Genomic DNA, 16,124 nt, shown 5'->3' with positions numbered 1-16,124 from the left:
GCACTGCAAGTGGTCTGGAGTGACAAAACAAACACTGACTAAAACATTAATCCAGTGGATATTGCTTCATACTAAGAAAATAACGTAATAGATTTAAGGCGACGGTTTTTCTGTATCTAGCAGTGGAACGCTGGTCGTCGATTGGGTTGATGATCTTCTTGAAGGCGGACACAACCTTAGCGATGTCTACATCCGCTAATGGTACTTTTTTTCCAAGCAGTTTCTTCTCAATATCTATGGAGCGAACCATCGTAGGTCCCACCGCCCCAAATGCAAATCGGACATCCGCGATTCCAGCATCCTTAATCCGGACATAGCCTGCAAACCCCACTTTGGCAATGGCATCTGCATTTCGGTTGCCGACTTTCTCAAAAACGACATAAGCCCCTTCTTCAAGTACGGACGGCAAGATAATTTCAGCCAAAACTTCATTGTGATGACGCCCGACCCTTCGTACACCTTGAATAAAATCGCTTATCGCTACGACACGATCACCTTGAACGGATCGCAACAATAGCTTAGCGTTATATACATATAACAAAGGCAGTGTGTCACCAGCAGGAGAGGCGTTGCAAATATTCCCCCCCAATGTCCCTCTGTTTCGTATCGCTGGGGCGGCAATCGTTTTGATTGCCTGCTTTAACGGCACAGGTATGAGAGGGTTTTCAAGTAATTCGCTATAGGAACAGCATGCACCGATGTGGAGGTCGTTCTGATTTTGATACACCCGCTTTAGTTCAGCAAGGTGATCAATAAACACAATCGGTTTCGGGATTTTCGGGGGAACTCCCCTCCGGCTTTTGTGCATGACCATGACATCAGTGCCGCCAGCCATGATCAAACAGTCTTCTTTATTCAATTGGCTTAACGTTTGGTCCAAACGATCGAAGCGATAGGAGATTATTTTTTCTGCCATAAGCCATCCCCTTTTTTCGCTGCAAGATTGATTGCATCGACAATCATATTGTAGCCCGTACATCGGCATAGATTTCCGGAAATCCCTTCACGAATTTCAGCCTTTGAAGGATGAGGATTTTTGGATAATAAGGCGGCACTTGCCATGACCATCCCAGGAATGCAGTACCCGCATTGCACTCCACCGGCAAGCGAATAGCTCTCATCTAAAATCTTAAATTGTTCCGTTTCCATGATTCCTTCTATTGTGACAATTTCTGCTCCATCAATCGAACCAATCGGAATTAGGCAGCTGTTTTGCAGGAGGCCATTGACAAAAATGCTGCAGGCGCCGCACTCCCCTTCTCCGCAGCCTTCCTTCGTTCCGATCAGCCCGAACTCATCTCTTATAAAATCTAGTAATCTAATAGTGGCGGAGGCGTCCGTTTCAACCGATTTTCCATTAAGGGTAAATTTAATCATCCTTCGTCACCTTCTTTCATCCAAAGACTTTCAATAATGACTTCAGGTGTAATCGGTATTTGCTGAAAGGAGGTTTGTAGTGCATCTTCAATCGCTGCTTGGACGCCAGGAGCACCACCGATCAACGTCAACTCCCCTGCCCCCTTCGCCCCGTACGGTCCATCTGCATAGGGATTATCAAATACCTTGCTTTCAATAGGTACAACGTCCAATGAAGTGGGCGGTCCATAGTCGGAAATGCTTTTTTGCTGGATTCTGCCTTGCTTTGTCGTCATCTTTTCTAGATAACCATAGGCCAATCCTTGCGCTAAACCACCATCAATTTGGCCTTTCATAATCAGATCGTCAATGACCTTCCCCACTTCATAATTGCCGTATACTTTTTCCAGCCTTACATTTCCTGTCAGCGTATCCACTTCTACTTCTACGATATTCACTCCCCATGAATAAGCCGGGTAGGCATCTCCCGTGAAGGTTTTCTCGTCCCAAGGAATCATTTCACGATGAACATAGTTCTCGATCACTTCTTGTTCCACCCCTGTTTGCCACTGGTCCTTCAATCTTTTCGCAGCACGTTCCAATAATTTTCCTACAATCATCGTCGTCCTCGAGGCTACGGTCGGACCTGAGTCAGGAACCTCTTTTGTATCTGGAGTAGGGTACAGAACTTTTTCATATGGGATGTCGAGTGCTTTGGCGACAATTTTACTCAGCGTCGTATAAATTCCTTGTCCCATATCAGAATTCGAGATTTTCAGCATAACCTTGTCATCCTTTGATTTAACCAGCTTCACCGTTGCTTTAATATGATCTCGTTCGCCGCTGCCAGTAAATCCACAGCCGTGGAGGAACAACGAAGTTCCGATGCCTTTTTTATAACGCTGATTTTGTTGATTGGAACGCTGGAATTCGGCTTTTTTCTTTTTGTAATCGGATGCGTTAAGCAGGTCCTTAATCATTTCTTCCATTAATATAGGGTCGCGGAATTTTCCTTTGGTGATCGTGGGGTCTCCTTGTTTGACGAGGTATTTTCGTTTATATTCAAGCGGATCGATGTTTGCTAGTTTACTAAGATGTCCGATATGACTTTCGATTCCCGCAAAACTTTGTGGAGCGCCGAAACCCCTGAAGGCACCGTTTGGAACGGTATGAGTTTTTAGAACATAACCTTTTGCATGAAAATGGGGAATTTTATAAACTCCGGCACTGTTTATTAAGGCGCGCTGCAGCACAACAGAGCTCAATCCCACATTCGCTCCGCCATCAAGAAAAATGTCCACACACATACTCAAGATATTCCCTTGTTTATCAACTGCCGTACGGTATTTAAGTTTCGCCGGATGTCTTTTCGTGGTCACCACCATATCCTCCGAACGGTCGAACACGAGCATTACCGATTTTTTGACCGCTTTTGCCGCAACCGCTACGTGACAGGCCATCATCGAAGGAAATTCTTCTTTTCCGCCAAAACCTCCGCCGGTAGGGCTTTGAACCACTCTGACTTCATCTTCCTCACAAGCTAGAGCGCACAGTAAGGCATTTTTTATATAATAAAGACATTGCATCGAGCCCTGAACAATAATTTCATCTTCCTTATAAATAGCGAGCATTCCTTGAGGTTCAAGGTAAACATGCTCCTGATAACCCGTATCATATTCTTCTTCAATGATTTGGTGTGCTCCCTGCTCGATCGCTGAAATGCTTTCTAAACTTTCGCCAAATTCATAGCTGGCCATTGTTACCCCGGCTACTGATTTGTTTTGAATGGCTTCGTCTAATGTATAAATAGCCTGATGCTCTTCAAAGTTAACCTTCACTTCATTTAGTAAACGATACAGAGTCTCGAGGTCATTTCCTACAAGCATGAGAATCGGCTCACCAATATATTGCACCCACTCATTGGCAAAAATAGGCTGGTCCTCTTGTATTATTTTGACATAATTCGGTCCGGGAATCTGTTCAGCTCCAACTACTTCATAGCCCTGTGGAAGATGCGGCAATTGAATCGATTTAATTTTTCCAAAAGCAATCGGCGACCGATACAAAACACCATAATCCATATTTTCTACTTTCAAGTCACTAATATAGGCCAGCTGGCCAGATACTTTACCACTATGGTCCTTTTTGGGCACGGAGATGCTTATGTCTTTTAGTTTCATTACAACAACACCCTTCGACTCATTTTTAAAGGGGACAAATCAATATATGGAAACTCTTCCTATAATTATATTAATAGAGTAGTATTTTATTATTCATTATGGAACAATTTCAAAAACAGTACCTTGATTCAAATCCGTCACTTTCGACGAACCATAAACCCCTAAATATAGTCTGGTTTGGTTTAGATTCGTTCCCAAACTAACATAATAAGCAGCTTGAGACCCAAAATCATAATCCGTTTGAATGACGCTATAATCATTTTGGATTCCATCGGACCTTACTCTGGTATATGCTAATGCCCCTCTAACCTGAGGTGGAGATTCTTTCCGGGCAAAATCGGTAAACACCACGCTTCCTGTTAATCCGGGGATTTCAGTTCCCATATAGGCTTGCACTCCTGTCAGGGCTGTTCCTCCGAACTTATTAGGTCGGGGGTCTTGATGAAAATAGGTAGTTAATGGATGAAGACGTTTCATTGAAGTGTTTATTGCTTCATTGTAAAAGGAAACCACTTTCTCATCCAACGTCGAATTATCGGAGCAGTCCCTCTTAAACGAAGTAGGAAAATCCCCTTCCCACCCCCTCCAGCCAAGGTTAATAAATCCATTCTGGTCAGATATTGAATTCATTTGAGAAGCTTGAACAAGCTGAGTAACCGGTATTGGTTTATATTTTATAAATGAAAAAATCGACTCTTCCAAATCCTGTCCGACATTTCCAACATATTTGATATATTGATTATAAAGTCTTTGAAAGGAAATACCTGGAATATTACGAACCCCTTTTGCGACTACCGTAAGTGACTCTTGAATTAGAGCGGGAAGTTCATTAAAACGTGTAACTACGGGTGGGTTATTGAAAAATGTATTCTTAGCAACATCCAATTCTATAATCTTACCTGCTATTTCCATATCGTCCTGACTTATATTAAATGGATCATATCCTGATCCACCATCTCCAGTGGTTATAACAAGTTTTCCTGTTTCAGGAGAAAAGTTTAAGCTATTGACACCATTATGATTCATAAATGGTCTTCTTAAATTAAGTAATGTCCGTCGTTTTTGAGGTTGAGCATTCAATTGTATAACCCATTCTTCCACCCGATCAATATGATCATATTGAGTCTCTCTATTTTCCCACCTTAGGTTTAAGGTACTTGGCTCACATGGATTAGGCATAAAAGCTTCCGTAAGGGCACCTGGACCTTGTGTTCCAGCTACTGAATAATGGAGATAGAATAAACCGTTAAAATAAAATTCAGGATGAAATGCGAGCCCAAGTAGTCCCCGTTCATCATATCCACCAAAACTTCCTAGTTTTATGATTCGCGACCTAATATCTAAAAAAGTCCTTAAACCACTGTTTCCTATGTAAAAGATCTCTCCTACCTGGGTTGCAATAAATAGACTTTCCCTTGTGTCACCTGGTAATATGGCTGTTTTTATAACAGTAGGTAAATTGATCTTACTTACAATCGGCCGTAAACCAACCTTTACTTTTATCACCTAACTTTCCACCCCTTATAATGGTTTTTTTCCTATATGAATATGATTATAAGTGACCTATTAGTACCAAATTAGGGCTACTGTAACTACTAAGGCATTGCACCTTGTTGAAGCGGTTTTAGGGGGTATCATCTTGAGCAATTTTTTGCATAAACCTCTTTCTCCCTGCATTTACCTATTATGGGGGTGTCATATGAGATCATTATTCAAAAAAGGAACTTCTAGTGTTTGGGGAGATAAGGTAATCTCAAATGTAGACAGTTATTCTAAGACAATGCGGCTTGTAGTTGGGGCGTTATTAGGTTCCATAGCGGTTATTTTTCAATCTGCGGGAATTTTCACGGGTATTGGTTATGTACTGAGCATGATGAGTACTGGTCCTCTGGTGCTTGCCAGCCTAATGTCACTCAGAATTGGTGTAATGACCTATTTCGTAACTCTAATTCTATTGGCTATGTTCCAGCCAAGTGAGCTATTGGTGTTCCTTTTTACCACCGGATTATTAGGACTTAGTTTAGGAATTGGTCTGAAGTATTTTAAGCGAGGCATCATTATTATCCCTTTTGCAGCCTTATGTTTGACTCTAGGTATAAGTATCCTATTATATGGGTTTAAATTTCCGATCCTAGGTCCGTCGGTTACAGCTCATTTTAGTAGTGTGGTTATGCTAGTGACATTTGCCTTTTCCTTATTGTATAGTTGGATTTGGAAGGAAATAAGTATCGCTGCTTTTAAACTCGTAAATAATGTTCTTTCTCGAAGATGATCTTAAGGTTAATAGGGAATCAGTTTTGAAATAGTTTAAAAACAAGGAAAATAGGAGGATTTACTTTTCTCCTCCATTTCTAAACAATAAAGAGACGAAGACATCCAATACTTTTAAACGAAAATTTTTAGAAGAGAAGTGATAGATTAGATGCTTTATATATGGGATATTGAGGAGATTATTACAAATACATTGGATGAGCTCCAATTGGATATTAATTATGAAATAAATAACAAACTACCTGCACCTATGAGTTATAACGTTTCGACAAATACCATTAAGTTTAACTACCTAAAGATAAATGGATATATAGCAAATATTAACTTTAAAATTAAAGAGACGGATGAAGACTGCGTAAGGCTGATCCTGTATCATCAACTCGGCTATTATTTTGATTTTAAGAAAAACAAACATGATTTACGAACGATTTTGTATGGTGGGGATGATGAAAAAGAACAGCTACTAGCTGAAATTGAAAGAAATTCGTGGGTATATGGAAGAACTGTGGTGCCTGAAAGACTGTTAAATTCTTATGATAAAGTATGTTTAATCGATAAAATGCTAATAAAAAACTATTAAGAAAAAAAAGGCAGAACCAAAGCAGCTTGATTCGATCTTATCGGCAGATGGAATCAAGCTGCTTTACTATTGCCGAAAATTTCTATCGTAATAATCAATGGCTTCCTGATAATCCTCATGGGTATCCACATCCATAATCACTCCCGGATCCTTTACATTCACATATACCTTTTTGAAACTGCTCAGGACCACACGCAAATTACTATCGCGATTCGTTTCGAGAATTCTCTGTTTCACTTCTCTTGAAAATTTGATTGGATGGCCGCCTTTATATTGAAAGCTAGGAATCACTACACTTCCTTTGTGTTCTCTTATTCGCTGGACTGTCGCTTTTTTCACAAGCGGACAATCACCAGGTGTTAAAAAGAAGGATGTGGCTGATACTTCACTCACAGCCTTTTGAATGGAAGAAAACATTCCCTCGTTAAAATCTTCATTGTAAACCAACTTCATCTGAAAAGAATAAACATTTTTTTCAGTGATTCTTGCCATTTCCTCTTCGATAAGTTCTGCTTGAAACCCCGCTACGAGAATCATTCTGCTACACAATCCTTCAAATTTCGAGATTGTATGCTCCAAGACGGTCATTTCCCCCAGTGGCAAAGTCATTTTAAAGGCATTGGCTCGGCTCGAAAATCCAGCAGCAAGAACAATGGCTTCCACTTCTAATCACCCTCAATTGATCTTGTAATCTACATTATCTATTATTCAATTATGTTTATTCAAACAACGTCTACCTTATCCATCTAACAATGATTAAGATCTTTCTTTCATAATCCCCCAACTCAGCAAGAGCTTTTTCAACCATTTTATTGTGATTGGTGACAGGCACAAGTAAAGAACCCGACAGTTCTGCCGGGTTCTAGTAGGATAATTTATTATTTTTCATTTGGTCCATTATGCATTTTTACTTTTCTTATTTTTATTCGAAATATCCATCCATACCGCTAATACTAAGATACTTCCCTTAACAATGTATTGCCAAAAGGACTCTAAGCCCATCAATGACATACCGTTATCTAAAGAGGTCATCACAAGCGCTCCAATAATAGCACCAAATATAGTACCGACCCCGCCTATTAATGAAGTTCCACCAATAACACACGCTGCAATAGCATCTAATTCGTACATTTCTCCAGCCGTAATAGTAGCAGAGGTTAAACGAGAGGTTAGGACTATGGCTGCTATAGCTGATAATAACCCTGTAAACATAAATATCATCATCGTTTTGGCCTTTATATTAATACCTGATAATCTGGCTGCATCTGCATTTCCACCAATAGCATAAACATGACGTCCAAATGTTGTTTTGTTTGCTATATAAGAGAATACAAAAGCTAATATTAATACAAAAATAATCGGAACTGGCATTCCTTTATAACTGTTCATCGTCAAAACAAACCCAAAAGTTACAACTGCATAGAGGGCTAACTTTGATATATCTACACCGATATTGGCAACTTCAAAACCATATTTTTTTCTAGATTTTCTTTTCTTAATTACGGACATCGTCATAAAGACTAAAACAATCAATGCCAGAATCACACCAAAACCTCTAGAGAAGTATGCATTTCCAAGAGCAACAAAAACTGGATCTGAGATTGAAATAGTAGTTGAATTCGTAACACCTAACAAAATGCCTCTAAATACCATCATTCCACCCAATGTAACAATAAACGCCGGAACAGCCCGATAAGCAACAAACCAACCTTGAAGAAGTCCTAGTAATGCTCCAACAGCAAGTGTGCCTGCCAAAACTACTCCAACCGGCATTCCTAGCCAGCTACTTAATATCGCGGCAACTCCCCCCGTTAAACCAACAATGGATCCAACGGATAAGTCAATATGTCCTGCAACTATGACCAATACCATCCCAATCGCTAAAATGGATGTTACAGACATTTGTGTAAATAAATTCGATAGATTTCTTGCCGTAAAAAACGTTTCATTTAGAAAACCAAATAATACCCAAATAAGGACAACTGCTCCAATCATCGTATAGGCACGGACATCCATCTTTCCAAAAAGACTTCTAAAGGAAAGATCCTTTTTAACCTCAATCTCTTCTCTTTGAATATTTACCGACATGTTATTTCCCTCCTGTCGCAGCGAACATTATATTTTCTTGAGTTGCTTCTTGATAAGGAAATTCTTTCGCAAATGATCCTTCATGCATGACCAAAATTCGATCGCTCATCCCTAATACCTCAGGTAAATCCGAAGAAATCATGATAATCGCAACACCATTTTCAACAAGTTTATTCATAAGATTATAGATTTCATATTTAGCACCTACATCGATTCCACGTGTTGGTTCATCTAGAATTAAAACGGTTGGATTCGACATGAGCCATTTAGCCAGAACAACCTTTTGCTGGTTTCCACCTGATAATGTACCGACCTTTGTTTCAATCGACGCTGTTTTGGTTCTAAGCTCTTTAACATATGCTTCACTTGCTTTTGATTCTTCATTATCATTGAGAATTCCAAATTTACTCACTCTATCTAAGTTCGGTAGTGTGGTGTTTTTCATCACGCTCATATCAAGCACTAAACCTAACCGCTTTCTATCTTCAGTAACTAGTGCGATTCCTTCGTTTATTGCATGCTTAATCGATTTGATTTGAATGTTGTTTCCATTAATAAAAACTGCTCCTTCACTTCTGCCTTCATAAGCACCAAATAAACTCATTACTAGTTCAGAGCGGCCTGCCCCCATTAATCCAGCTATTCCAAGTATTTCCCCCTTTCGTACTGAGAAACTAACATTATCTATCACCTTTTGATTACCTTTATCTTTATTCCAAACGGAATAGTTTTTTACATCTAAAACTGCTTCCCCTGGAATATGAGTTACTCTTGGGTATCTCTCTGTTAATTCACGCCCAACCATTAAGGCGATTACATCATCTTCAATTACTTCATTCTTTTTAAGTGTCTTAATGGTCTGCCCATCACGCAGAACGGTAATACTGTCTGCCAGGTAAAACACCTCTGGCATTTTGTGAGAGATATAAATACAAGTAACGCCTCGATTTCGTAGATCATTTAATATGCCCATTAATTTCTCTACTTCACTTTCTGTTAAAGCAGCAGTAGGTTCATCCAAAATCAATATTTTTGCATCCTTTGATAAAGCCTTGGCAATTTCAACCAGTTGCTGCTGGCCAATCCCAAGTGTTTGTGTTAATGTATCTGGTCTAATATTTAATCCAACCATTTTTAGCCACTTAGATGCTTCATGATATAGCGTGTCCCATTGAATCGTTCCCCATTTTTTATGTTCACGGCCAAGGAAAATATTCTCACCAATTGTCATATCCTTAACTAATGCCAATTCCTGATGAATAATGGTAATACCAGCATCCTCAGCATCTCTAATTCTATGAAACTCTACTTTTTTTCCATCGATTAAAATATTCCCTGTATAGGTTCCGGCAGGATAAAGACCACTTAATACCTTCATGAGTGTGGATTTACCAGCACCATTTTCTCCACAAAGTGCATGAATCTCACCTTTTTTAACTTTAAGAGTTACATTGTTTAATGCTTTAACACCAGGAAATTCTTTCGTTATATGATCCATTTCTAAAATATAGCTCATTAAAGAACACTCCTACTTTAAAATAGAGTATAAGACTTAAATGTCTTATACTCATTTTTCTTCGAATCAGTTGACTTTTGGCCATTGATCTTTCGGTACATTTTTATAGATTTCTTCAAGTTTTTGATAATGATCCTTAATAACTGTATCCACAATATTATCTTTATTAACGGCGATTGGACTCAGTAATACAGATGGAACATCCACTTTACCATTATTAACAGTTTTGTCTGTTGCAATTTTTTCACCGTTTGCTAGCTTAATAGCCATTTCAGCTGCTTGTGTGGCAATTAAGTGGATTGGTTTGTAAACGGTCATCGTTTGTTTACCCTCTACAATTCGCTGCAGAGCTGCAATATCTGCATCTTGCCCAGAAACAGGGATTTTCCCTGCCATCCCTTGTGCATTTAACGCCTGCACCACACCACCGGCTGTTCCATCATTGGCTGCAACAACTGCTTGAATATTGTTATTATTAGCTGTTAAGGCATTTTCCATATTCTTTAGGGCTTCCTCAGGCTTCCAGTCTTTAGAGAATTGATCGTAAACTAATTTAATTTTCCCGCTATCAACCAGTGGTTTTAGAATATTCATAGCTCCCTCTTTGAACATATGTGCGTTATTATCTGTATCTGCCCCACCAATATAGACAAAGTTACCTGTAGATACTTTGTCAACAATGGCTTGTGCTTGCATTTCTCCCACACGTACATTATCAAAGGAAAGATAGTAATCGACATCGGAATTTTTTATTAGCCGGTCATATGAAATGACTTCTACTCCTTCAGCGTGTGCTTTTTGAACAATGGCAGCTGTGGCTTCTGCATTATGCGGAATGACTACTAGTACATCCACGCCTTCTGAAATTAATTGCTCTGCCTGACTTAATTGGAGAGCATCATCACCACTTGCAGATAATGTTTTTACTTCTCCTCCAAGCGCTTCAACTTTTGCTTCAAATAAATCCCGATCCTTTTGCCAACGCTCTTCCTTTAGAGTGTCCATGGATAAGCCAATCACGATTTTATTATCATCTTTTTTTGCATCTTTACTTGAAGCTTCTTCGCCAGAAGAAATAATTCCACAACCTGAAATAGTTGAAGTTAATAAAAGACTCATTACCCCAAATTTAATGCTTTTTCCCCATTTAACCATCTTGATTTTCCTCCTAAATCATTTGTTATCGCTTTCAACTTGAATATACCATGCAACGAAACTGTAAAGACAAACAACCATCTGTACTGATTTGTGTTCATTCTTCACTTTTATGCGGCCGTTTGGAAACGTTAACATTATTGTTCTCTTTCTAGCACTATCTTGTCGTCTAAATAACAAAAAAATCCTAATCTAGGAAGAATAGGATTTAGTCACTTGATACCGATAATCTGATGGAGATAATTCAGTTACTTTTTTAAATACTCGACTAAAATAATTGGGATCATTGTATCCAACTTGAAAACAGATTTCCTTTAAACTTAAATTTTGATCATGTAACAACACTTTTGATTTATTAATCCTTAATAGGGTTAAATAATCGATAAATGTTATACCTTCCATCTTTTTAAAAATTTTACTAAAGTAATAAGGACTTAGATTCATTACTTCTGCCACTAATTCCATGCTGATATCCCTTGAATAATTTTCTTCCATATACTGCTTTGCACGGTCAATTAGTGAATCAGTCTTTGCTTCCTTTTCTTTTATGTTTAATTCTCTTAGTAGTTGTTCTCCAATATTTAATATGATTTCTTGTTGATCATCTCTATTTACTTCAGAATAATAACGTATGGCATTTCCTTTACAACCATTACTTAATGCAATTGTTGCTTCATAATAAGAACAACGAAGTCCTTCCAATCCTGCTCGTACGGTTCCAATACCAATATTAGTACTTATTCGATATTCTCTCTCAATAAAATGATGGATCTTTTCTGCAAAAGCGATACTCCTTTTTTTCACATCCAAATGACCATTTTGATTGTCTGGATTATTCGTAAAAAGTGTAATCCGATTCCCTATCAAAGGACTAACTAGGCATTCCTCACTATTTAATTTTATGAAGTTTTTAATGGTTGAATATATGTACTGTTTCTCATGTTCAAGCTGTTTTTCTTCATTTGATTGCAAGGAAATAACCAAAGAATATCCTTTATTAATCCTAGTTTTTAGTAGCACATTTAGATCATGAAAATCCGATTCAACAATTAAATCCATCATTATAATCAGACATAATTCAGACTCTGCTAAAGGTAATAAAGTTGAAACCGTTTCTCTTTGTTGTAATTCCTGACTTCTTTGCTGATTTTCCATTTCAATTTTTTTGACTAGCTTTTCAATTACGCCCAGCACTTCAGCTTTCTTCCTAGGCTTTAAAAGATAATCATTAACCCCCATCGAGCAAGCTTCCTTTGCATAGCCAAAATAATCATATGCAGTTACAAGCACAGTTTTCACATGAGGATTTTTCCTGATAATTTCTTTTAAAGCATCAATCCCCCGTATTCCCGGCATTTTTATATCCATAAAGACGATATCCGGCTTTTTCTGTTCTGCTTTTTCTATTGCAACTCTTCCATTTTCTGCATGATAAAATTCAAACATTCCGGGCATTGCTCGTGTAATCATTAGTTCCAACCCTTGGCGCTCAATTGCCTCATCATCCGCAATTAAAATTCGATACAAAAAGTCCCCCCCAATCCATTTTCAGCTGATACGATTCATAGGTAGCTTTGGCAGTTTAAAGATCACAGTTGTTCCAACCCCAATATTACTTGTGATCTCAATGTTCATTTTTTCTCCATAGAATAGATAAAGTCTTTTAAATACATTTATGGTACCAAGCCCTGTTGATTTCTTATTATCAGCTTTAGGATCCGCTCTTTCCTCCAAAAGAAAATTTACTAGTCTCTTCCTAATTGGTTCATCCATTCCATTGCCATTATCACTTAATTGAATGAGAACACTGGATTCCGAATCTTTCATCGTTATCATGATTTTCCCCCCTTGTTCCAAGTCTTCAATACCATGGACAAAGGCATTTTCTAAAATTGGCTGAAGCGTTAAACAAGGAATTAATTGTTCTAAAACAGATTCATCAATATCAAACTCAAAAGAAACCCGTTCTTGGAACCGTGCCTTTTGAATGGTTAAGTATTCCTTAATATGTTCCACTTCATCTTTTAAAGTAACAGGCTGTTCGAGTTTCCGTAAATTATAGCGGATTAGGTTTGATGTCGATGCGGTTAAATCACTTGTCTTTTCAGCCCCTTCAATATAGGCTAAATTGGCAATAATATTAAGTGTATTAAATAAAAAATGAGGATTGATCTGACTTTGGAGTGCTTTTAACTCTAATTCCTTAACAAGATGGGTCTTTTCCAATGCTTGAATATTTTCTGCAATATAATGTTTTAAGTCTTTAAGCATTTGATGAAAAGCCTTACCTAAAATACCCATTTCATCATTGGTTTTTGTTATATCTTCTGTTTCAATCTCTAAATTGCCTTTCGATATTTGCCTTGCTTTATCTACTAGTCTATTAATGGGAATAGTTATGGAACGTGACATCCAAATGGCAAATACGATACTAAGTAAAGTGGCAATGATAAATAAAAGAATCCCAAGCTGATTTATCGTTTCTGAATAATTTCTTATGTCCCGGTAGATTGGTTCATAGTAAGAAAGCTCACTGTCAACAATTTGCTGGCCATCTTCCTGTATAAACCCCGCTATTTTTTCTGCCTCATCATATCTTATAAGATAGGATTCAAAATCATCTCGATTTAAATAATATACAACTGAAGATGCAGCATCCAAATAGGAATTAATCATTTTGGTATAATTACTGATTTGTACCTCTTCCTTATCTGCGTTATCAAGATCCTCAGATAATTTGATTAATCTCTCTTTTTGCTGATTAAATTCTTCATAGCTCTCATTATTCTGATCTAGTATATAAGAATTTAGCAATAATAAATTTTCTTGTGTCTCATTTGAAATATGTTTGAACAGCAATACACGTTCCATCATCATATGATAGCTATTTTGCACCATTTTCCCGCTTTGATAGATAACAAAAGCCATGATTGTTAATAGAAAAACAAGGATCGGAATGAAAACAACTAACTTTGTTCGTATGTTCAAGTCCTTCACTCCAAGTCAACATTGGTAGAATCAATAATGATACTATTTGTAAAAAACTGCTTTGGAATTGGTAAATGATGATAATAATCATTCATTATAGTAACGGATTGATAACCCATTTGGTATGGTTTTTGTACCATGGTTGCTGCAATTTTTTTATCTTTTATTGCATTTAAAGTATCTTCTACATCATCAAATCCGAAAATTAAGACATCATTTCTTTGTAATTTTTCTCTCGCATCTAGTATTCCTGGTGCATCGAGAACGCTCGTTCCAACTAATGCCGAAACATCAGGATGTATACGTAGGATTTTTTCTGCCTGTTGTCCCGCTTTGACCTTTGATATATTAGAAGATAAAACCTCAATAATGTCCATGTTTGGCTGCTTTTCTATTACTGATTGAAAACCATTTAAACGTAATTTTTGATTCTCAGCAGATATATCTCCGCTGATGACACCAACTTTTCCTTTTCCATTCATTTCTTTTACAACTTTATAACCAAGCATTTGTCCTGCAAAATAATTATCCGTACCTACATATGACAGCCGTTTACTAGAAGGTGCATCTGTATCTATTGTTATTACAGGAATTCCTTTCGCTATTGCCTTATCAATTAAAGGCGAAAACTCCCCATCATTTAAACTTTGCACAATAATTCCATCTGGATTTGAGGCAATAGATTTTTCTAACAGCTTTAATTGTTCTTCCATATTGCTCCTAATAGGACCTTTATACTCTACAAGAATATTATAAATTTCCCCAGCTTCTTCAGCCCCTTTTCTAATATCCTCCCAATATGGATTATTGTATTCTTGTGCAATTAAAATAAGATGATTTTTACTAGAATCTCCTATATTCGTTTCATGGAATCTATCCACTGCGATTTTAAACTCTTCGGCTGTGATAATAAATCGACTTAATAGAATAATAAAAACCACTGATAAAATGACCAGGATTGTCTTCAAAGATTGATCCAACATTTATGTACCTTCCATCACAAAATGTAAACACTTACATATAGTCATACCATGATGGATCAAAATTATCAATAAATTATGAAATCAGTAACTAGGAAATTCTGTAAAATTATTGTTTTTTCGAATAAAACAATAAATGAGAACATAACTACTTATGTCCTGTTTATTCCTATATTTCTAGGTTTTGACTTCCAAATAATTATAAAACCGCACTAGTAATCAACTAGTACGGTTAAAAGTGGAAATTGCTCAATGAGTAGTTTATTCATTATGGATACTCAATTTAGTGCAGGATATCCCCCTACTCAGCTAAGGCTTTTTCAACCATTTTATTAGCATGAATAGCCGTCGTGTCAAATAAAGGTATGCTTGTCTCCGTTTGCTGAATCAATAAAGGAATTTCGGTACATCCCAAGATGATCCCCTCTGCACCAGCTTCCACTAGTTTGTTGATGATATTCAAATACGCTTCCTTCGCTGATTCTGTGATGATGCCTTTACATAACTCTCCAAAAATGACATCATGGACGATTTTTCTGTTTTCCTCTTCGGGAATAATGACATCGATATCGTTTTGGTTTAATCGTTCTTTATAAAAAGATTGTTCCATGGTAAACCGTGTCCCTAATAATCCTACTTTTGAGATATTTTTTGTTCTAATTTCCTCTACCACACAATCGACGATATGAATAAGTGGTACTTCAATTGCTTCCTGTACTTCGTTTGCCATCAGATGCATGGTGTTGGTACAAATGGCAATTAAGTCTGCCCCGCCATTCTCTACTATTTTTGCCGCTTCGATCATCCTCTTCGTAGCCAATTCCCATTCCCCTTCTCTTTGCAGCTGGGCTATTTCTTCAAAGTCGAAGGAATAGAGTAAGCATTTTGCCGAGTGGATGCCTCCTAATTTCTGCTGAATGGAACGGTTAATAGAATGATAATAAACACTTGTGGATTCCCAACTTAAGCCACCAATTAATCCGATTGTTTTCATAAAATGATCGCCTCCT

At 37.5% G+C, this 16,124-nt stretch carries 14 protein-coding genes; 2 read left to right on the top strand and 12 right to left on the bottom strand.

Going from position 1 to position 16,124, the window contains the following annotated elements; all coding sequences use genetic code 11:
- Positions 1–46 precede the first annotated feature (46 nt).
- The 4 genes from ACWM35_RS14000 to ACWM35_RS13985 form a co-directional block, all read right to left on the bottom strand.
- Complete coding sequence (locus ACWM35_RS14000; RefSeq protein WP_454819393.1) at positions 47–916, bottom strand: FAD binding domain-containing protein; 870 nt, start codon at positions 914–916, stop codon at positions 47–49.
- A complete protein-coding gene (locus tag ACWM35_RS13995) occupies positions 901–1,377 on the bottom strand; it encodes a (2Fe-2S)-binding protein (RefSeq protein ID WP_454819392.1) in 477 nt (158 codons plus the stop codon). The genes ACWM35_RS14000 and ACWM35_RS13995 overlap by 16 nt, the downstream gene beginning before the upstream one ends.
- The gene (locus tag ACWM35_RS13990; protein ID WP_454819391.1) at positions 1,374–3,536 is read right to left on the bottom strand and encodes a xanthine dehydrogenase family protein molybdopterin-binding subunit; all 2,163 of its coding nucleotides are present in this window, start codon (positions 3,534–3,536) and stop codon (positions 1,374–1,376) included. The genes ACWM35_RS13995 and ACWM35_RS13990 overlap by 4 nt, the downstream gene beginning before the upstream one ends.
- Positions 3,537–3,632: 96 nt before the next feature.
- Complete coding sequence (locus ACWM35_RS13985) at positions 3,633–5,042, bottom strand: PQQ-dependent sugar dehydrogenase (RefSeq protein WP_454819390.1); 1,410 nt, start codon at positions 5,040–5,042, stop codon at positions 3,633–3,635.
- A 193-nt stretch (positions 5,043–5,235) separates the two neighbouring features.
- On the opposite strand from ACWM35_RS13985, the gene ACWM35_RS13980 reads away from it, so the two are divergent.
- Together ACWM35_RS13980 and ACWM35_RS13975 are read left to right on the top strand one after the other, a co-directional pair.
- On the top strand, positions 5,236–5,808 hold the full coding sequence (locus tag ACWM35_RS13980) for a hypothetical protein (RefSeq protein ID WP_454819389.1): 573 nt from the start codon (positions 5,236–5,238) through the stop codon (positions 5,806–5,808).
- Between the two features lie 150 nt (positions 5,809–5,958).
- A complete protein-coding gene (locus ACWM35_RS13975; RefSeq protein ID WP_454819388.1) occupies positions 5,959–6,387 on the top strand; it encodes a hypothetical protein in 429 nt (142 codons plus the stop codon).
- A gap of 66 nt (positions 6,388–6,453) precedes the next feature.
- On the opposite strand, the gene ACWM35_RS13970 is transcribed toward ACWM35_RS13975, so the two are convergent.
- The 8 genes from ACWM35_RS13970 to ACWM35_RS13935 form a co-directional block, all read right to left on the bottom strand.
- The gene (locus tag ACWM35_RS13970; RefSeq protein WP_454819387.1) at positions 6,454–7,050 is read right to left on the bottom strand and encodes a nucleotidyltransferase family protein; all 597 of its coding nucleotides are present in this window, start codon (positions 7,048–7,050) and stop codon (positions 6,454–6,456) included.
- A gap of 234 nt (positions 7,051–7,284) precedes the next feature.
- A complete protein-coding gene (locus ACWM35_RS13965; protein ID WP_454819386.1) occupies positions 7,285–8,475 on the bottom strand; it encodes a sugar ABC transporter permease in 1,191 nt (396 codons plus the stop codon).
- Position 8,476: 1 nt separating this feature from the next.
- A complete protein-coding gene (locus tag ACWM35_RS13960; RefSeq protein WP_454819385.1) occupies positions 8,477–9,991 on the bottom strand; it encodes a xylose ABC transporter ATP-binding protein in 1,515 nt (504 codons plus the stop codon).
- 66 nt (positions 9,992–10,057) lie between these two features.
- Positions 10,058–11,110, bottom strand: a complete 1,053-nt coding sequence (xylF, locus tag ACWM35_RS13955) for a D-xylose ABC transporter substrate-binding protein (RefSeq protein ID WP_454819491.1) — start codon at positions 11,108–11,110, stop codon at positions 10,058–10,060.
- 228 nt (positions 11,111–11,338) lie between these two features.
- Positions 11,339–12,673, bottom strand: a complete 1,335-nt coding sequence (locus ACWM35_RS13950) for a response regulator (RefSeq protein WP_454819384.1) — start codon at positions 12,671–12,673, stop codon at positions 11,339–11,341.
- 21 nt (positions 12,674–12,694) lie between these two features.
- A complete protein-coding gene (locus tag ACWM35_RS13945; protein WP_454819383.1) occupies positions 12,695–14,134 on the bottom strand; it encodes a sensor histidine kinase in 1,440 nt (479 codons plus the stop codon).
- A gap of 5 nt (positions 14,135–14,139) precedes the next feature.
- The gene (locus ACWM35_RS13940; protein ID WP_454819382.1) at positions 14,140–15,117 is read right to left on the bottom strand and encodes a sugar-binding protein; all 978 of its coding nucleotides are present in this window, start codon (positions 15,115–15,117) and stop codon (positions 14,140–14,142) included.
- A gap of 298 nt (positions 15,118–15,415) precedes the next feature.
- The gene (locus ACWM35_RS13935) at positions 15,416–16,108 is read right to left on the bottom strand and encodes an aspartate/glutamate racemase family protein (RefSeq protein ID WP_454819381.1); all 693 of its coding nucleotides are present in this window, start codon (positions 16,106–16,108) and stop codon (positions 15,416–15,418) included.
- Positions 16,109–16,124: the final 16 nt, after the last annotated feature.

It is taken from the genome of Neobacillus sp. K501, assembly GCF_053749995.1.
Note: the sequence above shows the minus strand (reverse complement) of the source record. Positions and strands in the feature narration are given on the sequence as shown.